At 69.8% G+C, this 22,507-nt stretch carries 18 protein-coding genes; 16 read left to right on the top strand and 2 right to left on the bottom strand.

The genetic code is table 11. The features are described 5' to 3' along the window. Window positions 1-408: 408 nt before the first annotated feature. The 11 genes from M2157_RS16165 to M2157_RS16115 all read left to right on the top strand — a co-directional run bounded on the left by M2157_RS16165 (window position 409) and on the right by M2157_RS16115 (window position 15,134). Window positions 409-759, top strand: coding sequence for a DUF3817 domain-containing protein (locus M2157_RS16165; RefSeq protein WP_266527049.1), 351 nt, complete (start codon window positions 409-411; stop codon window positions 757-759). Then, window positions 756-1,049, top strand: coding sequence for an MTH1187 family thiamine-binding protein (locus tag M2157_RS16160; RefSeq protein ID WP_280865572.1), 294 nt, complete (start codon window positions 756-758; stop codon window positions 1,047-1,049). The genes M2157_RS16165 and M2157_RS16160 overlap by 4 nt, the downstream gene beginning before the upstream one ends. Window positions 1,050-1,204: 155 nt before the next feature. Continuing rightward, a complete protein-coding gene (locus tag M2157_RS16155; RefSeq protein WP_280865571.1) occupies window positions 1,205-1,957 on the top strand; it encodes a hypothetical protein in 753 nt (250 codons plus the stop codon). After that, complete coding sequence (locus tag M2157_RS16150; protein ID WP_280865570.1) at window positions 1,954-2,634, top strand: DUF4166 domain-containing protein; 681 nt, start codon at window positions 1,954-1,956, stop codon at window positions 2,632-2,634. Before M2157_RS16155 ends, M2157_RS16150 begins: the two co-directional genes overlap by 4 nt. Next, entirely contained in the window at window positions 2,631-3,281 is a 651-nt protein-coding gene (locus tag M2157_RS16145) for a TetR/AcrR family transcriptional regulator (RefSeq protein ID WP_280862521.1), read from the top strand. The genes M2157_RS16150 and M2157_RS16145 overlap by 4 nt, the downstream gene beginning before the upstream one ends. A 30-nt stretch (window positions 3,282-3,311) precedes the next feature. Further along, complete coding sequence (locus M2157_RS16140) at window positions 3,312-4,217, top strand: SMP-30/gluconolactonase/LRE family protein (protein ID WP_280865569.1); 906 nt, start codon at window positions 3,312-3,314, stop codon at window positions 4,215-4,217. Window positions 4,218-4,339: 122 nt separating this feature from the next. Next, window positions 4,340-4,849 carry a MarR family transcriptional regulator gene (locus M2157_RS16135; RefSeq protein ID WP_280865568.1) on the top strand — a complete coding sequence of 170 codons (510 nt, stop codon included), beginning with the start codon at window positions 4,340-4,342 and terminating at the stop codon, window positions 4,847-4,849. A 43-nt stretch (window positions 4,850-4,892) separates the two neighbouring features. Then, complete coding sequence (locus M2157_RS16130) at window positions 4,893-5,231, top strand: DUF3817 domain-containing protein (RefSeq protein ID WP_280862519.1); 339 nt, start codon at window positions 4,893-4,895, stop codon at window positions 5,229-5,231. A gap of 74 nt (window positions 5,232-5,305) precedes the next feature. Further along, on the top strand, window positions 5,306-7,006 hold the full coding sequence (locus M2157_RS16125) for a methylmalonyl-CoA mutase family protein (RefSeq protein ID WP_280865567.1): 1,701 nt from the start codon (window positions 5,306-5,308) through the stop codon (window positions 7,004-7,006). 474 nt (window positions 7,007-7,480) lie between these two features. After that, on the top strand, window positions 7,481-14,704 hold the full coding sequence (locus tag M2157_RS16120) for a polymorphic toxin type 27 domain-containing protein (protein WP_280865566.1): 7,224 nt from the start codon (window positions 7,481-7,483) through the stop codon (window positions 14,702-14,704). 16 nt (window positions 14,705-14,720) lie between these two features. Further along, entirely contained in the window at window positions 14,721-15,134 is a 414-nt protein-coding gene (locus M2157_RS16115; protein ID WP_280865565.1) for a hypothetical protein, read from the top strand. A 168-nt stretch (window positions 15,135-15,302) separates the two neighbouring features. Here the strand turns inward: M2157_RS16115 and M2157_RS16110 are convergent, their stop codons facing one another. Continuing rightward, window positions 15,303-16,028 (bottom strand): hypothetical protein, encoded by a 726-nt coding sequence (locus M2157_RS16110; RefSeq protein ID WP_280865564.1) that lies wholly within the window; start codon window positions 16,026-16,028, stop codon window positions 15,303-15,305. A 97-nt stretch (window positions 16,029-16,125) separates the two neighbouring features. After that, window positions 16,126-16,764 (bottom strand): TetR/AcrR family transcriptional regulator, encoded by a 639-nt coding sequence (locus M2157_RS16105; protein ID WP_280865563.1) that lies wholly within the window; start codon window positions 16,762-16,764, stop codon window positions 16,126-16,128. Between the two features lie 231 nt (window positions 16,765-16,995). Here M2157_RS16105 and M2157_RS16100 point away from each other — a divergent pair, with 231 nt between their 5' ends. From M2157_RS16100 to M2157_RS16080, 5 genes are all read left to right on the top strand, one after another. Further along, window positions 16,996-17,973, top strand: a complete 978-nt coding sequence (locus M2157_RS16100; RefSeq protein ID WP_280862516.1) for a tetratricopeptide repeat protein — start codon at window positions 16,996-16,998, stop codon at window positions 17,971-17,973. 664 nt (window positions 17,974-18,637) lie between these two features. Beyond that, the gene (locus M2157_RS16095; RefSeq protein WP_280862515.1) at window positions 18,638-19,285 is read left to right on the top strand and encodes a DUF6230 family protein; all 648 of its coding nucleotides are present in this window, start codon (window positions 18,638-18,640) and stop codon (window positions 19,283-19,285) included. 135 nt (window positions 19,286-19,420) lie between these two features. Next, window positions 19,421-19,984 carry a DUF6114 domain-containing protein gene (locus tag M2157_RS16090; protein ID WP_280862514.1) on the top strand — a complete coding sequence of 188 codons (564 nt, stop codon included), beginning with the start codon at window positions 19,421-19,423 and terminating at the stop codon, window positions 19,982-19,984. After that, on the top strand, window positions 19,974-21,296 hold the full coding sequence (locus M2157_RS16085) for a hypothetical protein (RefSeq protein ID WP_280865562.1): 1,323 nt from the start codon (window positions 19,974-19,976) through the stop codon (window positions 21,294-21,296). Before M2157_RS16090 ends, M2157_RS16085 begins: the two co-directional genes overlap by 11 nt. A 278-nt stretch (window positions 21,297-21,574) precedes the next feature. Further along, on the top strand, window positions 21,575-22,507 hold the full coding sequence (locus tag M2157_RS16080) for a VCBS repeat-containing protein (protein ID WP_280865561.1): 933 nt from the start codon (window positions 21,575-21,577) through the stop codon (window positions 22,505-22,507).

Raw genomic sequence — 22,507 nt, 5'->3', positions numbered from 1 at the left:
GGTTCGGTGGGGGCGGGCGTTGTGCGCAGTTCCCCGCGCCCCTGGATGCCTGCGGCGGCCCGTTTCGGCTTCGGTGGGGGCGGGTGTAGCGCGTGCGGTCTGGTGGGTGGGTCAGGGCCGGGGTGGGGGGTATCCGTCCTCGGTCCGGCGGCTCGGTCCCTTGAGCAGGGCTCGGTAACGGACGCCGGCCGCTGCGGGCGGACACCCCCCACCCCGTCCCCTCGCCGCCGTACGCGTCTGCACGTGCGTGCACCTGTCCGGCCCAGGGGCGCGGGGAACTGCGCGATCAGCACAACGGACCCGCAGTCGGACCCCATGCCCCGGCTCCCCGGAACCGTTTGTCACAATGGACGCACGCTTGTGCGTGCGTTCACAAACCGTCGACGTACCTCCCACCGAAGGTGACCCGTGGACCTCAAGACAGCCTCCGCCATCCGACGCCTCCGCCTGGTCTCCGCTCCCGAGGCGATCTCGTTCCTGCTCCTGCTCGTCTGCTCGGTGCTGAAGCGGACCACCGACTTCAACGCCGTGCCGGTGATGGGCATGGTCCACGGCGTCCTGTTCATCCTGTACGTGATCTTCTGGCTCGACGCCTGGAACCGCACCAAGTGGTCCGCGAAGACGGGCATCTGGTACTTCGTGCTCTCCGTGCTGCCCACCGGCGGCTTCTTCGCCGAGCGCAAGCTCAAGCGTGAGGCCGAGAACGCGGTCATCGCCTCTCGTGCCCGCATGGCCAAGGAAGGGGTCGTGGGCGCATGATCGTCGCTTTCTCCGTGACCCCGCTGGGGGTCGGCGAGGACGTGGGTGAGTACGTCGCCGACGCCGTGCGGGTCGTCCGTGAGTCGGGCCTGCCCAACCGCACCGACGCCATGTTCACCTCGATCGAGGGCGAGTGGGACGAGGTCATGGAGGTCGTCAAGCGTGCCGTGGCCGCCGTGGAGGTCCGGGCGCCGCGCGTCTCGCTGGTGCTCAAGGCGGACATCCGCCCCGGAGTGACGGACGGTCTGACCTCCAAGGTGGAGACGGTGGAGCGGCACCTCGCCGACTGACAGAGCCTCACCGCGACTCTCGACACGCGAACCCCGGCCCGCGCGGGCCGGGGTTTTCTCACGTCTCCTGTTTGAGCGATCGCTCAAAAGCGTGTACGTTCCTGCCCAGGGTGTTTGAGCGGTCGCTCAAATAACGAGCTCACCTGGGGGAATCAATGGGGCTCTACATCGAGGCACGCATCCGCGCCGATCTCGACGATCTCTGGACCCGTACACAGGAGCCGTCCCAGCACCAACGCTGGGACCTCCGCTTCACCCGGATCACCTACCTCCCGCGCGCGGCGGGCGAACCACAGCGCTTCCGTTACGCCACGCGGGTGCTGCCCGGCCTCACCGTCGCCGGCACGGGAGTCTCCGCAGGCGAGCGGGAACGCCCCGACGGCACCCGCACCTCCGCCCTGCGCTTCTCCTCGCCGCACCCGCTCTCGCTCCTGGCGGAGGGCAGCGGCTACTGGCGCTACCTCCCCGACGGCGACGGGGTCATCTTCCTCACCGGATACGACTACCGTCCGCGCTGGGGCCGCGTCGGTGCCGTGGCCGACCGCCTGCTCTTCCGCCCCCTGATCGGCTGGGCGACGGCCTGGTCCTTCGACCGGCTGCGCCTGTGGCTGGAGCGCGGGATCACCCCGGAGCGCGCGCTGCGGAACTGGCTCGCCGAGGTCCTCGTCCGCGCCCTCGTCGTGATCGTCGGCGCCACCGGACTCGGCCTGGAGCGCTTCCTGCACCTCTTCGGCCCCCTGGCGGCGTCGATGGCCTACGTCTCGCCGCTCCTCCTCGCCGTCGTCATCTCGCTGGCCCTGTTCACGTCACCCCTGCCCGGCACCCCGGCCGCCCGCCGCTGCCTGCGCCGGCCCGCCACACGTGTGCGTGCGCCGCGTGTCCTGCGCACCCTGGAGACCCCGCGATGACCTCGATGTTCCGCACGGTGATGGGCGCCGACTTCGACCGACTGCACCCCCGGCTCCAGCGCCGCTTCTCGGTCGGCCTGACCACCGGAGAGGCATGCACCGGCCGGGGTGTGATGGACCGCATCTGGCACGGCGGGGCCTTCGTGAAGCCCTTCCTGGCCCTCGGCGCGACCCGCAACATCCTGGTGCCGAGACCGGGGCGGAGCGTGCCGTTCGTGATCGAGAACGTTCCCTACGTGGACACCTACGGTCGTGAGACGGTGACCTTCGTGCGCACCTTCCACCTGCCCGGCCGCCCCCGCCGCTTCGACGCCCAGATGGTGCTGAGTCCCAAGGGAGACCGCATCCTCGACTACCTCGGCACCCATCAGCACCTGGCCAGCGAGCTCCACTTCCACGCCGAGCCGGACGGCTCGCTGCTGATCCGTTCCGGGGAGCACCGGTTCCGGGAGGGTGTGGTGGACGTCCGGGTGCCGGAGCTGATCGGCGCGACGGCGGAGGTGCGGGAGTCGTACGACGACAAGGCAGGCCGTTTCCGCATCGGGGTCCGGGTCGTCAACCGGTACTTCGGCCCGCTCTTCGGCTACGAGGGCTCCTTCGAGGCGACGTACAGCGACATCGCGGCCCGCGGAGTCCGCCCCGGCCTCCGCCCCGTGCGCGAGGAGGTACGCGCATGAGCCCCGAGTCCGCCAAGTCCCTGGAGACCAAGACCAAACTCCTGGAAGGCGCCCTGCGCACCCTCACCGAACAGGGCATCGCCAAGACGTCCGCCCGCACGGTCGCGGCGGCCGCCGGGGTCAACCAGGCCCTGGTCTTCTACCACTTCGGCTCGGTCGACGAACTCCTCGCGGCGGCCTGCCGCTACGGCGCGGAGCGCGCGGTGGCCCGCTACCGGGACCGGATGGCCGCCGTGACCTCGCTGTCCGAACTCCTCGCGGTGGGACGGCAGGTCCACGAGGAGGAGCGCGCCGGAGGCCATGTGACCCTTCTCGGCCAGCTGCTGGCCGGCGCCCAGACCCACGCCACCCTCGGCCCGGCCACCGCGGCGGGCCTGGAGCTGTGGATCGCCGAGATCGAGAAGGTCCTCACCAGGGTCCTCGCGGCCACGCCCTTCGGAGAGTTCGCCGACCCCGCGGGCCTGGCCCGGGCGGTGGCCGCCTCCTTCGTGGGCATCGAGCTGTACGAAGGGGTCGACGCGCCCGGCGCCACCGCGGCCCTGGACGCCCTGGAGCAACTCGGCGCGCTCGTCGCCGCGCTGGAGGACCTGGGCCCGGTCGCCCAGCGCGCGGTGCGCCACCACCTCCGCAGGACCGGCCGCCGCTGACCCGTCCCACCCCCGACCCGAGAGGACACCATGCCCGGCTCCGACAGCCTCTACGAGATCCTGGACGACCGCTTCCGGCCCTGTACCAACGGTGACAGCAGGCTGGAGGTGCTCTACGGCGACTGCCGCTGGGCAGAGGGCCCTGTCCATCTGCCCGCCTGGCGGCAGCTGATCTGGAGCGACATCCCGAACGACCGCCTCCTGCGCTGGGACGAGACCACCGGCACGGTCGGCGTCTTCCGCACCCCGGCAGGCAACACCAACGGCAACACCGTCGACGGCCAGGGCCGCCTCGTCAGCTGCGAACAGGGAAACCGCCGCGTCACCCGCACCGAGCCCGACGGCACGGTGACCGTGCTGGCCGAGCGCTACCAGGGCAAGCGCCTGAACAGCCCGAACGACTCCGCCGTACGCTCCGACGGCACGATCTGGTTCTCCGACCCCGACTTCGGCATCCTCAGCGACTACGAGGGGCACCGGGCCGAGTCCGAGATCGGCGCGTGCCATGTGTACCGGATCGATCCGGCCACGGGTGAGGTGTGTCTTGCCGCGGACGGGCTGGACGGGCCCAACGGCGTGATCCTGTCCGCCGACGAGCAGCGGCTGTACGTCTCCGACTCGCGGGCGGCCCGGATCCACGAGTACGACATCCATGCCGACGGCACGCTCTCGGACGGCAAGGTCTTCGCCGAGGCCCGCGGGGGCGTCCACTTCGACAACATCCGCTTCGACGACGAGGGCCGACTGTGGGCTGCCGCCCTGGCCGACGGCATCCACTGCTACGACCCCGACGGCACGCTGATCGGCCGCATCCGCGTCCCGGAGCCGGTGGCCAACGTGACTTTCGGCGGGCCGAAGGGGAACCGGATGTTCATCGCGGCCACCACTTCTCTGTACTCCCTGGTGATGTCGGTGACTGGGGCACCGAGGGTGTAGCGGTTGTCGGGCGGGTGCGGGTGCGGGTGCGGGTGCGGGTGCGGGTGCGGGTGCGGTGTGGCTTCCGTCTGATAGGCGAGACGGTGCTGACCACGATGTGACCGGCCGGTAAGGTCGTTGCCGTGCCGAAGCCGCTCAGTCTTCCCTTCGACCCCATCGCCCGCGCCGACGAACTCTGGAAGCAGCGCTGGGGAAACGTGCCGTCCATGGCCGCGATCACCTCCATCATGCGTGCGCACCAGATCCTGCTCGCCGAGGTAGACGCCGTGGTCAAGCCGTACGGGCTGACGTTCGCGCGGTACGAGGCGCTGGTGCTGCTCAACTTCTCCAAGGCCGGCGAGCTGCCGATGTCGAAGATCGGTGAGCGACTGATGGTGCATCCCACGTCGGTCACCAACACCGTGGACCGCCTGGTCAGGTCCGGTCTGGTCGACAAACGCCCGAACCCCAACGACGGCCGCGGCACCCTCGCCTCCATCACCGACAAGGGCCGCGAGGTCGTCGAGGCAGCCACGCGGGACCTCATGGCGATGGACTTCGGGCTCGGCGTGTACGACGCCGAGGAGTGCGCGGAGATCTTCGCGATGCTGCGGCCGCTGAGGGTCTCCGCGCACGACTTCGACGAGGACTGACCCGCGGGAAGATCGCCCGGAACGCGTGGTTACGCTCGTAGGCATGAAAAAGAGCGTGCTGACCCGCTACCGCGTCCTGGCCTACGTCACCGGTGTGCTGCTGGTCCTGCTGTGCCTGAGCATGATCGCCAAGTACGGCCTGGACATCGACGGCGCCGCGGACGTCACCCGCGTCGTCGCCATCGCGCACGGCTGGCTGTACGTGGTCTACCTCGTCTTCGCCTTCGACCTGGGCTCCAAGGCGAGGTGGCCCATCCTCAAGCAGGTGTGGGTGCTGCTCGCCGGGACGATCCCGACGGCCGCCTTCTTCGTGGAGCGGAAGATCAGCCGCGAGCTGGAGGGCAAGTTCACCGAAGGGACTCCGGAGCCCGTCAAGGCGTAACCTCCACCGCCGTACGGCACGCGTACGGCGGTCGTCCTTCGCATTTACTTGGACGTCCTAGTAACTTCGAAGGTATGGACGCTGACGCCATCGAAGAGGGCCGCCGACGCTGGCAGGCCCGGTACGACGCCTCGCGCAAGCGTGAGGCCGACTTCAGCACGCTCTCGGGTGATCCCGTGGAGCCGGTGTACGGGCCACGGCCCGGGGACGCGTACGAAGGCTTCGAGCGGATCGGGTGGCCGGGGGAGTACCCCTTCACGCGCGGGCTGTATCCGACGGGCTACCGCGGGCGGACGTGGACCATCCGCCAGTTCGCCGGGTTCGGGAACGCCGAGCAGACCAACGAGCGGTACAAGAAGATCCTCGCCGACGGAGGCGGCGGCCTGTCGGTCGCCTTCGACATGCCGACGCTGATGGGGCGGGACTCCGACGACCCCCGGTCCCTCGGCGAGGTCGGGCACTGCGGGGTCGCCATCGACTCGGCGGCGGACATGGAGGTCCTGTTCCGGGACATTCCGCTGGGTGACGTCACGACGTCGATGACGATCAGCGGACCGGCCGTCCCCGTCTTCTGCATGTACCTGGTCGCGGCCGAGCGGCAGGGCGTGGATCCCGCCGTCCTCAACGGCACGCTCCAGACGGACATCTTCAAGGAGTACATCGCGCAGAAGGAGTGGCTCTTCCAACCCGAGCCGCACCTGCGCCTGATCGGCGACCTGATGGAGTACTGCGCGGCCGGCATCCCCGCCTACAAGCCGCTGTCCGTCTCCGGGTACCACATCCGTGAGGCCGGTTCCACGGCGGCGCAGGAGCTGGCGTACACGCTCGCGGACGGCTTCGGGTACGTGGAGCTGGGACTGTCGCGCGGGCTGGACGTCGACGTGTTCGCGCCCGGCCTCTCCTTCTTCTTCGACGCGCACGTCGACTTCTTCGAGGAGATCGCCAAGTTCCGGGCGGCGCGGCGCATTTGGGCGCGGTGGATGCGGGACGTGTACGGGGCGCGCTCTGAGAAGGCGCAGTGGCTGCGGTTCCACACCCAGACCGCGGGTGTCTCGCTGACCGCGCAGCAGCCGTACAACAACGTGGTGCGTACGGCGGTCGAGGCGCTGGCCGCGGTCCTGGGCGGGACCAACTCCCTGCACACCAACGCGCTGGACGAGACGCTCGCGCTCCCCTCAGAGCAGGCCGCGGAGATCGCGCTGCGCACCCAGCAGGTGCTCATGGAGGAGACCGGGGTCGCGAGCGTGGCCGACCCGCTGGGCGGTTCGTGGTTCGTCGAGCAGCTGACGGACCGGATCGAGGCGGACGCGGAGGAGATCTTCGAGCAGATCAAGGAGCGCGGGCTCAGGGCGCACCCCGACCGGCAGCACCCCATCGGGCCCGTCACCTCCGGCATCCTGCGCGGCATCGAGGACGGCTGGTTCACGGGCGAGATCGCCGAGTCGGCCTTCCGGTACCAACAGGCCCTGGAGAAGGGCGAGAAGAGGGTCGTGGGGGTGAACGTCCACCATGGCTCGGTCACCGGCGATCTGGAGATCCTGCGGGTGAGCCACGAGGTGGAGCGGGAGCAGGTGCGGGTGCTGAGCGGTCGTAGGGCCGCCCGTGACGAGGCCGCCGTACGAACTGCCCTGGACGGCATGCTCGTTGCCGCCCGCGACGGGTCCAACATGATCGAGCCGATGCTGGACGCGGTGCGGGCGGAGGCGACACTCGGTGAGATCTGCGGGGTGCTGCGGGACGAGTGGGGGACGTATACAGAGCCGCCTGGGTTCTAGGCGTCAGGTAACGATGTGATCAAGCGTTGACACTTTTTGTCCCTCCATGGCGCCGTCTGGGAAGTTGATGAAGATTATTTGACCTTTCCGTGAAGATCACTCCGTGAGAGCGTCGTCGGGTAAGCGGCGGTGCCGGCCCATGGGAGGGGCAAGCTCCGGCGCATGCCGTACGGGGGGCGTCGCTGCGGCGACAACCGATGTCTGTCATGCCCATGGTTGATGCTGCCGAACGTCGAAGAGATTGTTGGGCAGACGGACATGCCATCGTTCAAAGACGTCGGCAGACGCCGACGACGCCTGCGCGATGCGGTGACGAGGGGCGTCAGCGGGACAGCTCTCCTCACCGCGGCCGCCGTGTTGATGGGTGTGGTTCAGGCCGTACCCGCCACGGCGGACACAGAGCCCGAAGTGGATGACGGGCTCTTCCGGAACAGCAGCGGTGAACGACAACGGCTTGACCGGTGCCTGATAGGCGTGGCGCTGCACTATGGCGGCGCGAACATGAAGTCCAAGGCCATCGAGGGCCTGACGGGCACCGCCGCCGAGCTGCATGCCCTGGTCGGCGACAGTGGTCTGATCGGGCTGGAGCCCATTGGGCAGGCAGCGGATGCCGACAAGGAAGCCTCCAGCGCTTATCGGGACGCTTCCAACGCCCGTACCGCGGAGCTGGATGCCGCCAACACGCCCTACGTCAATTCGGCTTACGCCAGCGACGACATGATGTGGGATCCACCCCAGTTCGACGCTGACGTACGGCAGTTCACCCTCTTCACTCAGGAGGAGCTGGCGGGCCGGCTTGGCTGGGAGGGGCACAGCAACGCCAGTGCTGAGGCCATTGCCCGGGCCCGCGAGATCACAGCGGAGAACGAGGAGGAGTACGAGTGGGCGGAAGAGTGGGCCGCTGATGATCTCCTCAAGGATTCCTCTGTCAACCAGACGACGTTCTCTGGCGGTACGACGGCCAGTGACATCGCGCTCTACCTCAAGCACAACGGCTTCCTGAAGGAGGCACCCGCCGAGGGTTCGGCCCAGTACCGGATCATCGTCGAGGACCTCAAGCAGGCCTGGGCCGCGTGTGACTACCAGAATCCGGTCGACGTCCGCCGCGTGCTCAACGGCCCGGTGATGACGGGGATGGCCGAGTGGGAGCTCGAGTACGCTTCCCAGGCAGCCCCACGTGCCACGATCATCCAGGCGGAGGCGGACGCCGCCCTTGCCACCCGTGAAGCCACGGACGACATGATCGAGGCCATCGGGCAGGCCTGGCTCGCCGAGCAGATCCTGACCTGGCGCAAGTACTGGCAGGACAGGATCGCCGCCGACCCCGGTGCCCTCAGCCAGCCGGACCAGGCGTTCTACGACAAGGCGGACGCCGACCTCGCCGCTGCCCGGAACAAGATTCCCGCGCTGGTCGCCTCGGCCGAGCAGCACGCCGCTGCCGCCGCCACCGCGGCCCAGAAGGCGGCCACCGCGCAGCAGGAGGCGTGGGGCATCGCCGACGCCAACGACGTGCCGCGTGGGCGCGGTCTGATGTACGCCCAGCAGTCGGTCCAGGTCGCCCGCGCCTCCAGCGCTGCCGCCGAGGCCGCAGCCAAGGCGACCCGCACTGCCCTCGAGGCCGCCAACGCGACCGTCGCCGACGGCGACACCCTGCTGGCCAAGGCGCAGACCCAGTCGCACGCGGTGAACACGGAGTTCCGTCGGATCGCCGCCGAGGAAGCGGCCGCGCAGGCCAAGGCCGCCGCCGACACGGCGGATTCCGAGGCGAAGGCGGCCGCGGACAGCGCCGCCGAGGCAAAGACCGCGCAGGCCACCGCCGAGAAGGAGAGCGACGAGGCCCGCGAGTCAGCGGCCACGGCGCAGACGCAGCGCGCCACGGCCGAACTGGAGAAGGCCACCGCCGTCGCCTCCCGTGTCAGCGCCGCCGCCGAGCGTGCCAAGGCCCAGCAGGCCGAGGACGAGGCTGCCACGAAGCAGACCGCCGCCGAGGAGGCCAAGTCGGCCGCCACGACGACGGCCGCCACGGCCAAGGCAAAGCGCACCACCGCCGATGCCAAGGCCAAGGCCGCCGCCACCGCGCGTACCGCGGCCGTGGCCGCCTTGCAGAAGAAGCAGGCCACCGCCGCCCGCGCGGCCGCGCTCCAGGCAGCTGCCACGGCAGCCGCAGGCACGGCAGCCGCAGCCGAGACCCGAGAGGCCGCCGACAAGGCCCGTACTGCCGCCGCCGATGCCGCCACCGCCGCCACGGCCGCGCAGACAGCCGCCGACGAGGCCGGGGCCGCAGCGGTCACTGCCCGCTCCGCCGCCACCAAGGCGGAAGCGGCCGCCGGGCGGGCGCAAGCGAGCGCCGACGAGGCGTGGTCGTCATATCTGAAGGCGTCCGGTGCCGCCGCGAACGCGCACTCCGCCGCCGCCAAGGCCCTCGACGCCGCTCAGGACGCCGCCCTGCGCGCCGACAATGCCGCCACCGCCTCGGAGAACGCCACCGAGCTGGCGAAGAAAGCCGCGGAGGAGTCATCCGGCGCGGGTATCGAGGCGGCGTCCGCCGTGACCACGGCCGCCACCGCGACCGGTCGCGCCTACGCCGCCGGACAGGCCGCGCTGGCAGCCCGGGACAGTGCCGGCCAGGCCATCGCCGCCGCCAACGAGGCCGTGGCCATCGGCACCCCGTACCAGGAGAAGGACGCGTCCGCAGCGTTCGCGGTACTCGTCGGACAGAAGTCGAAGACCCTGGCCGAGCAGCAGGCCGCGGCAGCGGAGGCGAAGGCGGCCGAGGCCGCGGACGCAGCCGAGGCCGCGCAGCAGGCGGCCGAACAGGCACTCGGGGACGCCAAGTTGGCCGCCGAGGCGGCCGCGCAAGCGGCGGCGGACTCGGTCCGCGCCACGCAGGCCGTGGCCCGTGCCCAGGCGTCCGCGACCGAGGCACAGAACGCGCAGAAGGCCGCGCAGCAGGCGTCCGAGTCCGCCGCCGGCTATGCCGAGCAGTCCGGCGCCGACGCCGTCAGCGCCCGCAACACCGCGGGTGAGGCGGAGACCGAGGCCGCGCAGGCCGACCGGGAGGCCACCGAGGCCGAGCGCAGTGCCGCGCAGGCCGCGGAACTCGCCTCACGCGCGGCCGGTGCCGCGAGCGACGCCGCGAACGAGGCGACCGAGGCCGAGCAGAACGCGAAGGACGCCGAGACGAAGGCGGCCGACGCCGACGCCGACAGCAACGCGGCCGAGGACGCCGCCGCGCAGGCCGAACAGGAACAGCGCGAGCAGAACGAGGCCGAGCGACAGGACGCCCTGAAGGACGGCAACACGCCCATCGAGGGCGGTTCCGCCAACTGGGCCGTGCTGGGGGCGCAGGAGAAGCAGATACTGCTGGACGCCTGCGGCCAGACCTGCCTCGACGCCTACCAGGACGCGCTCGTCGCGGTCTCGGTCGACATCGTGGAGTGGACGGCCGCCAACGGCGGGCAGATCCTTCTCGACGAGTTCGGGACCGCCAAGGTCAAGCAGTGCCTGGCCCTGGACGGCACCGAGGACTGCCTGTGGTCCCTCGTCGACGTCCCGTCCTCCGCGGTGATCGTCGGCCGCGTCCCCGCACTCGCCGAGGCCATCGAGAAGGTCTCCACCGGAATCCGGCAGATCTTCCTGGACGCCTACGAGGGCCGGGGCAGGCTGGTCGAGCTGACCCGGCTCATCAGCGAGAAGCGCAGCACGCCCCGCAGGGACCAGTGCATCGCAGGTGTCGCTCTGCACGTCGGCGGCGCCAACATGAAGGCCAAGGCCATCGAAGGCCTGACCGGCACCGCCGCCGAACTGCACGCCATCGTCGGCGACAGCGGTCTCATCGGGCTCGAAGCTCTCGGCCGGGCCAGCAGCCAGGACCGTACCGCGGCCTTTGCCTACCGGGACGCCTCGGCGGCCCGCACCTCCGGTCTGGAGGACGCCAACCGCCCGTACGCGCTCAGCTCCTTCAGCGACGAGATCTCCCTGCACGCGCCCGAGTTCGACGCCAAGACCCTGCAGTTCACCCTGTTCACGCAGGCGGAGCTGGCCGGCCGGCTCGGTTGGGACGGTCACAGCAACGCGAGCGCCGAGTCCGTAACGCGAGCCCGGCAGATCACCGAGGACAACCGCGGCAAGGACATCTGGAACGACTGGGCCGCGGACGAGATGCTGCGGGAGACCTCGGTCAACCAGACCCGGTTCGCCGGCGGCACCACGGCCACGGACGTCGCCTCCTACCTCCGGCACGGCGGCTTCCTGAACAAGGCTCCCGCCGCGGACTCGGCCGAGTTCCGCTTCGAGGTGGAGAACCTCAAGCAGGCCTGGTCGTCCTGCGACCATCAGGACCCAGTGGACCCGAACAACGCCCTGGGCGCGGTCCTGTCCACGGCGACCGCCGAGTGGAACGCGGAGTACGCCGCCCAGGCCGCCCCGCGCGCCGCGATCCTGCAGGCGGAGGCGGACGCCGCGGTGGCCACCCGCGAGGCCACGGACGACATGATCGAGGCCATCGGTCAGGCGTGGCTCGCCGAGCAGATCCTGCTCTGGCAGAAGTACTGGCACGACACGCTGGAGAACGACCCGAACAGCATCCTCAAGCCCAAGAAGGCGCTGTTCGACCGGGCCAACACGGACCTCGCTCGCGCCCGCGGCAAGGTGCAGGCACTGGTCACCTCGGCCCGGCAGTTCGCCAAGGCCGCTTCGGATGCCTCCGCCCGTGCGGTGACGGCGCAGCAGCAGGCATACGGGATCGCCGACGCGGCAGAGGTGCCACGCGGCCGGGGTCTGATGTACGCCCAGCAGTCGGTGCAGGTGGCCCGAGCCTCCGGGGCCGCCGCGACCGCCGCCGCCAAGGCGACGGAGACGGCCCTGAACGCGGCCAACGCCACGGTCTCCACCTCGCAGGCGCTGCTGGCGCTGGCGCAGACCGAGGCGCACGCGGTGAACACCGAGTTCCGCCGCATCGCCGCCCAGGAGGCCGCCGCCCAGGCGAAGGCCGCCGCCGACAAGGCCGACGCCTACGCCACCTCCGCCGCCAACAACGCGGCCATCGCGAAGAAGGCCAAGGAGGACGCGGCCCGCGAGGAGGAGGAAGCCCGCCAGGCCGCCGCCGACGCGCAGCGGACCCGCGCCGTCGCCGAGCTGGAGCGCGCCAACGCGGCGGCCTACCGGGCCACCGCCGAGCACGAGCGGGACATCGCCTCAGGCCACGAGGCCGACGCCGTCGCCCAGGGCCGGATCGCGAGCGACGCCCGCGCCTCCGCCGAGGCGTCCGGCACGGTCGCCTCCGACAAGCGGAAGGTGGCCGAACAGGCCGAGAGGGACGCCGTCGCCGCCCGCGACGGCGCCCTGGAGGCGGAGCAGCGGCGCGACTCGCTGATCGCGAAGGCCGAGGCCCTGGAGGCCAACGCCGCCGCCGACGAGGGGACGGAGGCGGCCACGGCGTCCCGTGCCGCCGCGACCGACGCCCGCTCGGCCGCGAACACCGCCACCACGGCGGCCACCAACGCTCGCACGTCGGCGAACGCGGCCACCGCTGCCGCCGTCAACGCGCGCGAGGCCGCCACCAAGGCGCAGGGTGCCGCGTCCCGGGCCCGGGCCGCGGCCGACGCCACCTGGGCGTCGTATCTGGTCGCCGCCGGTTCCGCCGCCACCGCCCACGCGAAGGCGGCCGAGGCCATCGACGCCTCCGAGGCGGCCGCGGCCGACGCGAAGGGCGCCAAGGCGGAGTCCGACAAGGCGAACGCGGCGGCCAAGACCGCCAAGACCGAGGCTGCGGCCGCCCGTAGCGAGGCGCAGCAGACCGCGAACTGGGCGGCGGTGACCGCCGGCAAGGCCCAGGCGGCCGTGGCGTCCTCGCTCGCGGCCCGTGACTCCGCCGCCGCCGTGACCCGGCCGGCGCAGGAGGCGATCGCCCTCGGCACGCCTTACCAGGAGGAGGACAGTTCCGCCGCGTTCGCGGTCCTGACGGGGCAGTCGTCCCTGACGGTGGCCCAGCAGCAGGCGGCCGCCGCGGCTGCCACGGCCGGTCTCGCCGAGGAGTTCTCGACCGAGGCGAAAGCCCTCGCGGCACAGGCCGCGGCCGACATGAAGCTGGCCCTGGAGGCGTCGGCCGCTGCCGCCGCAGACGCGCTGCGCGCCGCCAGGGCGTACCAGCGGGCGCAGGCCTCGGCCAACCAGGCCGCGGCCGACGCCAAGGCCGCGCAGGGCTCGGCTGAGCGCGCCGACGGCTACGCGATGTCGGCCGGTGAGGACGCGTTGGCGGCGAACTGGGCGGCTAACGAAGCCGAGCAGGACGCCGTCGCCGCCGACAACGCGGCGACAGAGGCGGAGAAGGACGCCGCCCACGCCCGCGAGGTGGCCACCCAGGCGGAGGTCGACGCGGCCGCCGCCCGCACCGCCGCCGACAAGGCGGAGATCGACGCGACCGCCGCCGAGAAGGCCGCCGCGGGCGCCCGTGAGGCGGCCGAGGAGGCCCAGAGCGCGGCGGACCGGACGGAGACGACCGGTAACACCGAGCAGATCCAGCAGGGCGTCACCACCGGCATCGGCGGGGTGTGGGCAGTCCTCGACCACATCGAGTACATCGGCGACCCGAAGAACGTCGTCAAGGACAACTGCAACCCGATCATCCACATCGGTGACTGCACGATCACGGCGGACGTCACGTACAGATCGCACGTCGAGCTGTACATGTGCCTGGCGGAGTCCTTCACGGGCACCTGCTCGGCCGCCGACACGCTCTACCTCGGCCCCGAGGTGACCGAGGCGGAGACGAAGAGGCTCAGCCACACGCTGACGATGACCGAGTTCAACTCGGGCATCGACCCGATCGACGTCCTCCTCGGGGATTTCATCGGCTGCGCCAAGCTGCTCACCCCGGGTCTGTCCGGCGGCAGCTGGGGCGACTGCGCCTGGGCGGCCAGCTGGTTCGTCGCGGGAGTGATCTTCCGGACGGCGAAGGCCGCGGTGATGGCGATGGACGCCGCCATCAAGACGGGCGTCGGGTTCATGGCCGCCTTCCAGTCGCTCCGCACCATCGGTCTGACCGAGGCCGCCGTCCAGGGCATCGTCCGCCGGATCTTCCAGCGGGTCGGCGTGGCGTGCGAGGTGGCGGACACCGCGACCTTCAAGGTCGCGTCGTACTCCGTCATGGCGGCGTCGTCCGACGACGAGATCGTCAAGAAGTGCCAGGCGATCCTCAAGGATCTCGTGAAGGACGGTGATCACATCGTCCTCGGTGTCAACGCGGGCAAGAACAACCCCGGTTCGGACAATCTGGCCGGCGTTGTCGGTGGCCAGACCTTCAACGGCAAGCCGTACGACATCGAACTGCCCGCAAGCATGGGCCTGGGGGTGCGCCCCATCTGGACGGTGGGCGTGGAGCGGGCAGTGAGCAACCCCAACGTGAAGATCACGGTCTCCCTGGACGGTGTCCAAGGCGCCGAGAACGCCGACGACGCGCTGAAACTGCTTCTTGCACGAGGGGAGACGATCACGGGCAGCGACTGGGAGGTCATACGGTCCGGCGGTTACGGAACCGCGTGGGAGATGGTCAAACTCCGTACGGCAGTCCGGGTGGGCGACCGTAACTGGAGGTCCATCGAGTGGCGCATGTGGAACCCTGACACGAAGAAGTACGACGTCGTCAAGCCGGAGCGCTTCAGTTACCCCAACAACGGAGGGCTGGTGCCCGACGAGTGAGAGGGAAAGAGTGCTCATGACGGATTTCATCCGAGAGGGGCGACTCTTCAAAGTGAGCGGGTTCAACCCCTCGCACCGCCAGCTCTTCCTGACCAGTGAGGCCCTGCGCGAGGACCGAACCACGACCAGGGTCGAGGTCCGTATCGGGCATGTGGAACTGATGTTCCTGAAACCCTTCTACGGGAACGGCCTCCACATCCGGCGGGCGACCGCCGAGGAGTTCGCCGTGCTCAGCGAACGGCATGGCATTCCGGTGGAGGACGCCGACTACACCTGGATGCTGGAGCGGGACGGCGACAGCTTCGTCGTCGGCGGCCACCCGTCCTGGCGGGAGGCGGAGTACGAGCTGATGGTCGACCGGACGTCGTTGTACGACGCGAGCAAGCCCTGGCCGCCGGAGTACCCGGTGGAATCGGGGCACGTCACCTGAGTGAAAAGGGAAGGGGCCTCCCCGGTGCACAAAGCACCGGGGAGGCCCCTTTCAGGCCGACGAATTGGAACAGCCGATTACGCGTGTGCGGAAATTGAATCGGCGATGTCGGCTATTCCCTTGTGCTGACGTCTGTGGACAACTTCTCCGGGAACCGGAATTATGTTGTCAGTCCAGCTTCTCCAACTGCGCCTCGATCGCCGACTCCGGAATCGCGCTCTTTTCCGGCGTCAACATGTTCACCCCGTAGAATGCGGCGATCACCCCGCCCTTGCGGACGATGGTGTACGTCATCGGCACGGACTGCTTGGCGACGACGTTCGTGATGCGGTAGCCGACCGCCTCGTCGCCGAGGGACGGGTCCTTGAGCTGTTTCACGTTCCTGTAGGTCAGGCCCAGAGTCTTGAAGCCCCTGGCGCACTTCTTCAGAGACGTGCGCAGTTCGGACATGACGCGCTCGGCGTTCTTCTCCGAGTGGGAGGCCAGCCACATCGAGCCGATGGTGGCGTTCGTGGCCTGCGAGGGTTCCAGGGCGCGGTGTTCGGTGCTCACGGCCTTGATGTGGGTGTACCCGCCGGCGAGGCTCGCGAGGGGCTGGCACTCGGGCTTGTCGGCCTCCATGTCCTGTCCCGCCGCCGAGTCGGCCTCGGATATCTTCTTGAACTCGAAGCCCGCGCTCTTCCCGGAGATCGTCGCCTTTTCCAGCGACTGCGGGTCCATCGCCCCGATGCGCTTCGCCTCGGCCGCGGCCTTCTCGTCCGCGCTCGTCGGCGAGGTCTTCGCGCTCGGCGACGCCTTTTTGGCGGCCGAGTCGTCGGAATCACCGCTGCACGCAGATATCACCAGCAGTGCCGGCAGTGCGGCGGCGACCGCGAGGGCCTTTCGCAATCTCATGCTCATTCCTGACGTTTCCACGGGGTAAAGCGTTGGCGGAAGCATCTTACCGACGGAATGCAGCTTTCCTCATTACGTTTTGACCACTACGTTTCGGCTACACGGACCCGTCCGCGTCCGCGGCCCCCCGAAGTCCCAGCAGCAGCACGCGCGTCAGGCTGCGCACCCATGCCGCGTCGGCCGGCTCCGAGCTCACCAGGCAGCGGTGGACCACCGAGCCGGCGACGATGTCGAAGATGAGGTCCACGGTTCGGGCGGCCTCGAACGCGTCGGTCTCCGGGGGGAGTTCGCCGCGGGCTTGGGCGCGAGAGCGGCCCTCCAGGACCAGCCGCTTCTGCCGTTCGACGATCGACTCGCGGATGCGCCCGCGCAGCGCGTCGTCCCGTGTCGACTCCGAGATCACGGCCATGAGACCGCTCTGCGCCTCCGGTCGCGCCAGGATCGCCGCGAACTGGAGGACGACGCCCTCGATGTCCGCGGCGAGGGTCCCGCTGTCGGGGAGTTCCAGTTCGTCGAAGAGTTCGGCCACCGCGTCGACGACGAGTTCGTTCTTTCCGGCCCAGCGGCGGTAGAGGGTGGTTTTCGCGACCCCCGCACGGGTAGCCACATCTCCCAGCGTGAGCTTCGACCAGCCCAGCTCCACCAGCGCCGCCCTCGTCGCCGCGAGGATCGCGGTGTCCGCGGCGGCGCTGCGCGGGCGTCCTGTGGCGCGTGGGGCGGGGGTGCGGCTCTGCATCCACCGACCATAACCGGCGGTTCCCCGTCGCAGTGAGAGAGATCACCGGGGTGGGGTACCGGGCAGGCACTCGGTGCCATTACGCTACGACTCGTAGCGAAAGCTCGCGACGGACGTACGCGAGTGGTGGTACGCACGGCGTGGGGTGGGGACCCGGCGTCAGGACCGCGCTGCACGACCGGCTTTCACATCGCTTTTCACAGACGCGTGTCCACGGGGGAGGATAGACGCATGCAGCCACGGAACATGTCCATGAGCGGAGTCGTCGACCTCGCCGCGGTGAAGGCGGCCCAGGAGGCCAAGGCGAAGGCGGAGCAGGCGCGCGCCGAAGCCGCCCGGCAGGGCGGCGGCCCTGGTGCCGTCTCCCCGGCCGATCTCGTCATCGACGTAGACGAGGCGGGCTTCGAGCGCGATGTCCTGCAGCGGTCCACCGAGGTCCCGGTCGTCATCGACTTCTGGGCCGAGTGGTGCGAGCCCTGCAAGCAGCTGAGCCCCGTCCTGGAGCAGCTCGTCGTCGAGTACAACGGACGCCTGCTCCTCGCCAAGATCGACGTCGACGCCAACCAGATGCTGATGCAGCAGTTCGGGGTGCAGGGCATCCCGGCCGTGTTCGCCGTCGTCGCCGGCCAGGCCCTGCCGCTCTTCCAGGGCGCGGCGGGCAAGGAGCAGATCCAGCAGACCCTGGACCAGTTGGTGCAGGTCGCCGAGCAGCGCTTCGGGCTGACCGGTCTCGCGGTCGACCCGGACGCCGACCCCGGCGCCGCCCCGCAGCCCGCGGCCGTGCCGGCGGGGCCGTACGACGCACTCCTCGAAGCCGCCGTACGCGCCCTGGACGCAGGGGACTTCGGCGGTGCCGTCCAGGCGTACAAGAACGTACTGAGCGACGACCCCGGTAACAGCGAGGCCAAACTGGGGCTCGCCCAGGCCGAGTTGCTCCATCGGGTGCAGAGCCTCGACCCGCAGCAGACGCGCAAGGAGGCGGCCGAGAAGCCGGGCGACGCACAGGCGCAGATCGCCGCCGCCGACCTGGATCTGGTCGGCGGTCATGTCGAGGACGCCTTCGGGCGGCTCATCGACACGGTGCGGCGCACGGCGGGTGACGAGCGGGACACCGTACGGATTCGGCTACTTGAGCTCTTCGAGGTGGTCGGCGCCGACGACCCACGGGTGGCGGCGGCCCGCAGGGCGCTCTCCCGCGCCCTGTTCTGAGCCGGTGGGTCCGAGCGGGGTGCGAGTCCGGTTCTGACCAGTTGCTAAACACCCCGGCATGTGGTGCCCGAGTGAAAGATTTGCCGTCAGAGTGTCACTGCGGCCGCGCTTTACCAAAACTTGGTAAACGCGGCCGCTGTTACTTCCAGTAAGTCCGAGCCGTTGATCTGTCGGATTCTGTCCATCGATCAACGGCTTTGTCCTCCCCCTGGTTGCCACCCAGCGTCGTCGACCGAGACCAGCGGGTCGTTGTTCGGTTATCCGGCCGTTACTACCGAGTAACGAAGCCCCTTGTGCGGGCGGCGAGAATGCACCACGATCGGCGACGCTCGGTCCTTTCCCGTACCCCGGCAGCCGGTTGGGTGGCGGGATTCCTTGGGTCCCCACCGAGCAGGGGCGGCGGCAGGTGCGCCGGCCCTTGGACAGGGGGGTCTTCGCCCACCCGGTGGAGCCTGTCCAGCAAGGTTGTGCGTGATGCGTGTCAGGCGCGACCAGTGGTTGTCGCTCGGGGGTGATCGCCGGTGATCGGTGCGCAATTGGCGCCTCCGAGTGCGGGCGCTCTCCTTCCCGAGGACGTAGCACTTCTCCCATCCCTGCCCGGCTGAGCCGTCCTTTCGACAGGGGCAGTCAGGGTCAGGAGATGTACGTCCGAGAAGGAGGAAATATGGAGTCCCAGGTGCGTGGCGGGACAAGATGGAAGCGGTTCGCTGTGGTGATGGTGCCCAGCGTTGCCGCCACGGCTGTGATAGGTGTTGCCCTCGCGCAGGGCGCGCTTGCCGCGTCGTTCAGTGTGTCGGGGCAGGAGTTCAAGGTCCGGGCCGGCAAGCTCGTCGGCTACGACATGAACCAGTACGGCGCCATAGACTCGGGCAAGAGTCTTGAGGGCAAGGACGAGGCGCACCCGGTGTCGGTCTCGGCGTTCGACCACGCCACCATCACCGACATGTGTCAGTCCGTGGTCACCCCGATCCCGTTCCTGAACAAGTCGGTCACCCTGAAGCTGACCGCGGGTGACAAGGGCACGGATGTAGTAGCCGACCAGATCTACATCGATGTCGCCCAACTCGACTCGACAGAGGCCGTGTTCTCGGGCATCAACATCGGCGTTCCCGCCGGGACCACCAGCGGGAAGACACCGAAGCCCAAGGCCGGCGAGAAGGCCAACCCGTTCGGGTTCGCTCAGCAGGCCGACAAGGCCGTGCTGACCGATGTGAAGCAGACGGCGTGGGCCACCACGGCCGGCACCTTCAAGCTCTCCGGCCTCCACATGGGGCTGAGCTGGGGCAGCGGCGCGGGAATCGAGTGCTACTAGGCGCTCAGTGACGGGCGGGGGAGCCGTTACGGTCCCCCGCCTGCCATCTCTCGCCCGTCGCCTTCACATCCCCCCACATTCTTCATCGCGATACACCCTCATCAAGAGCAACGCCGCACCAGGGAGCTGTTTTCCATGAGCGCCGAGAGTCCTGCCGCGCCCGGCCAGTTCGCCCACCGGAGGCAGCAGTTCCGCGCCTGGCGGGGCACCCGCCCGTTCTGGGCGGGGCTGTTCGTCATGATCAGCGGCTTTCCGATCATGTACTTCCCGTATGCGCACATCAAGCTCGGTGGCCTGACCGTCGCCATGGCCACCACGGCGGGCGCAGGATCCCTGATCATCGGCGTACTGCTCGTCGTCCTGGGCATCACCCTCTGGTTCCAGAAGCACGTACGCACCTTCGCGGGTGTCGCGGCGATCATGCTCGGGCTGGTGTCCCTCCCCGTCTCCAACTTCGGCGGCTTCATCGTCGGCTTCCTCTTCGCGTTGTTCGGCGGGGCGATGGCCGTGGCGTGGGCGCCGGGCGTTGCGCCCGCGGAGGAGCCGGCCAAGCAGGACACGACCGGTGAGGGCGGCGCGCCCGAGGCCACGGACTACGACACCACGCTCCTGCGGCCGGTGAACCCGGTGGGCGAGCCGAACGATCTGTCAGGAACGAGCCCGGTCAACGGGGCGAACGGGAGGCACAGTGCCGGCTGACGAGGTGACCCACGGGGCTGACGTGGAGGCCTCCCGTGCGAGATCCGGGCCCCGCCACGCGGCACCCAAGAAGCCGCTGTTCACCAGGTTCCACGTGCCGGCCGGCAAGGCGATAGCCATGGCGGCGATGCCGACGGCCGTTCTCATGGGCATCGGGTTCACGCCGACGCTCGCGCTGGCCGATGACTCGCCGACCACGAAGAGCCTGACGGCGGACGAGTACAAGGACTGCGTCGCGGCACTGAGCGGCAGCGCCTCCCCGTCCGCCTCGGCGAGTTCGTCCCCGTCCACCGACGACACCACGGCGACACCGTCCCCGTCGGCGTCCTCCGGCTCGGGGTCGGACTCCGGCTCGAACGGCTCCTCCTCGTCGGACTCGGGTTCCGACGACAAGGCCACGCCCACGCCGTCCCCGTCCGCCTCCGCGAGCAAGGAGGAGAGCAGCTCCTCCTCCGGAAGCTCCGGCTCCGACACCGCCACGCCGTCCCCCTCGCCCTCCGCGAGCGACGACGGCAACCTGCTGACGGACATCGGCGACGCGATCACCGGGATCTTCACGGGTGGCTCCGGCTCCGGCGACGCGTCCAGTGCCAGCCCTACGCCGACCCCCTCGGCCTCGGCGTCCGAGAGCGCGGACGACAGCGCGGGGGACACCGCCAAGGAGACGACCGACAAGGTCACCGACACGGTGAAGGACACCGTGAAGGACACGACCGACACGGCGTCCAAGGCGGCGAAGGACACCACCAAGGCCGTGGAGGACACCACCAAGGCGGCCGAGGAGGCGGCGGCGGACGCCACGGCCTCCCCGAGCCCGTCGGCGAGTTCCAGCACGGACCCGGAGGACTGCCCGGCCGCCACGGACGACGTGGGCGACACCGAGCCCGGTGTGACGGTGGCGAACAAGGCATGGACCCTCAAGGCCAGTTCGCTGCTGCTCAAGGGAGCCGACTACCAGGGTGTCGTCAAGGTCAGGACCGCGAGCGGCCAGACCAAGAAGGTGCTGAAGTACGTCATCTCCGGCGGCACCGACATCGGTGACCTCCACCAGACCGTCACCGAGCAGGGCACGACGTACCACGTGCAGGCGGGCAAGGGCACGAAGTCCACGATCACCGGTGGCAAGACGATCATGTACACCGAGAGCATCTCCGGCAACCTGCTGGGGCTGATCCCGATCACGTTCAGCCCGGACAGCCCCCCGCCGCTGAACATCCCGGTCATCTACTTCACCAATGTGACCGTCCAGCAGGCCGCCCAGTACGGCGGCACGCTGACCGTGCCCGGCATGAGGCAGTACAGCGAGAGCTGAGTACCGCCCACGCCCCACAGTCCATTCCGGGAGCCGCACAACACGCTGAGGGTGCCCTCTTCACAGGGGGCGCCCTCAGCGCGTACACGACCCCATGGGGACCGCCGAGTCCCTCCCGTAAACCTCTTCACAATTTTCACAGAGTCCCCGTACTCTTCTTTTTGCCGTGGACATGACCATCCAGGGCGCGGGGGCCTTACCGGGAACACACGTTGTTCCGCGGCGTCATGACGTGCGAGTGAAGCTCCCGCCGACCACAGCGACGGGGACTTCTCACCTTGACACCGATATCTTTCGGCCGCCCGCTGCGCCGGGCGGCCGCTCTCGCTCTCGCGGGTGCCGTGACCGCCGTTGTGGCGCTCACGACGGCGCACGACGGGCCTCCCACCGACAGAACCGCCGCCGCCCACAGCGAGGCCGGCGCCGGCACCGCCCCCCTTCTCCAGCGGGCCGCAGCCGACGGCACCGGCCTCCTGCCGCTCCTCGCCCGCGGCAAGGACGGCCGACTCTGGGACTACGAGGCCAAGGGCACCGGCGGCTGGAAGGCCCGCGCGGACCTGGGCACCGGCTACTCGGTGGCCACAGCGCTGGTCCAGGCCAACATCTCCGACAGTGGCCGCGGCAACGACCTCTACTTCCGGATCGGCGGCACCCTCTACTACACCGCCGAACGCGGCAACGACACCAAGGTGCTGGGCACCGGCTGGGACCAGTACAACCTCATCGTGTCCGTCGGGAACATGGCCGGCAGTGCCCAGGCCGACCTGGTCGCCCGCGGCACCGACGGTCAACTGTGGCTCTACCAGGGCAAGGCCGACGGCACCCTCGCCGCCCGGGTCAGGATGAAGGACTCCACCGGCTGGAACGGCATGAGCGTCATCGCCGGGCGCGGTGACTACACCGGTGACGGCATCGCCGACCTCATCACCCGCAACAGCGCGGGCAGCCTGCTCGTCTACGCCGGCACAGGCAAGGCCACCGCCGACGCGGTCCTCGGTACCACCATCACCGCGGCCACCACCGGCTGGAAGGACTACACCGCCGTCGTGTCGACCGGCGACAACAGCGGTGACGGCAAGCCGGATCTGCTTGCCGTCGACTCCGCGGGAGCCCTCTGGCTCTACAAGGGCACCGGCTCCGCCACCGCCCCCTTCAGCGCCCGCGTGCAGCTCGGCGCCAGTGGCTGGACCCAGTACAACCTGCTGTTCTGA

The sequence above is a fragment of the Streptomyces sp. SAI-127 genome, from assembly GCF_029894425.1.
Lineage (GTDB): Bacteria > Actinomycetota > Actinomycetes > Streptomycetales > Streptomycetaceae > Streptomyces.
Note: the sequence above shows the minus strand (reverse complement) of the source record. Positions and strands in the feature narration are given on the sequence as shown.

Bases quoted from the DNA above. Each gene is read 5' to 3' on its own strand.
- M2157_RS16160 (WP_280865572.1), top strand. From the start codon at position 756: ATGATCGTCGCTTTCTCCGTGACCCCGCTGGGGGTCGGCGAGGACGTG.
- M2157_RS16155 (WP_280865571.1), top strand. From the start codon at position 1,205: ATGGGGCTCTACATCGAGGCACGCATCCGCGCCGATCTCGACGATCTC.
- M2157_RS16150 (WP_280865570.1), top strand. From the start codon at position 1,954: ATGACCTCGATGTTCCGCACGGTGATGGGCGCCGACTTCGACCGACTG.
- M2157_RS16145 (WP_280862521.1), top strand. From the start codon at position 2,631: ATGAGCCCCGAGTCCGCCAAGTCCCTGGAGACCAAGACCAAACTCCTG.
- M2157_RS16140 (WP_280865569.1), top strand. From the start codon at position 3,312: ATGCCCGGCTCCGACAGCCTCTACGAGATCCTGGACGACCGCTTCCGG.
- M2157_RS16130 (WP_280862519.1), top strand. From the start codon at position 4,893: ATGAAAAAGAGCGTGCTGACCCGCTACCGCGTCCTGGCCTACGTCACC.
- M2157_RS16125 (WP_280865567.1), top strand. From the start codon at position 5,306: ATGGACGCTGACGCCATCGAAGAGGGCCGCCGACGCTGGCAGGCCCGG.
- M2157_RS16115 (WP_280865565.1), top strand. From the start codon at position 14,721: ATGACGGATTTCATCCGAGAGGGGCGACTCTTCAAAGTGAGCGGGTTC.
- M2157_RS16110 (WP_280865564.1), bottom strand. From the start codon at position 16,028: ATGAGATTGCGAAAGGCCCTCGCGGTCGCCGCCGCACTGCCGGCACTG.
- M2157_RS16105 (WP_280865563.1), bottom strand. From the start codon at position 16,764: ATGCAGAGCCGCACCCCCGCCCCACGCGCCACAGGACGCCCGCGCAGC.
- M2157_RS16100 (WP_280862516.1), top strand. From the start codon at position 16,996: ATGCAGCCACGGAACATGTCCATGAGCGGAGTCGTCGACCTCGCCGCG.
- M2157_RS16095 (WP_280862515.1), top strand. From the start codon at position 18,638: ATGGAGTCCCAGGTGCGTGGCGGGACAAGATGGAAGCGGTTCGCTGTG.
- M2157_RS16090 (WP_280862514.1), top strand. From the start codon at position 19,421: ATGAGCGCCGAGAGTCCTGCCGCGCCCGGCCAGTTCGCCCACCGGAGG.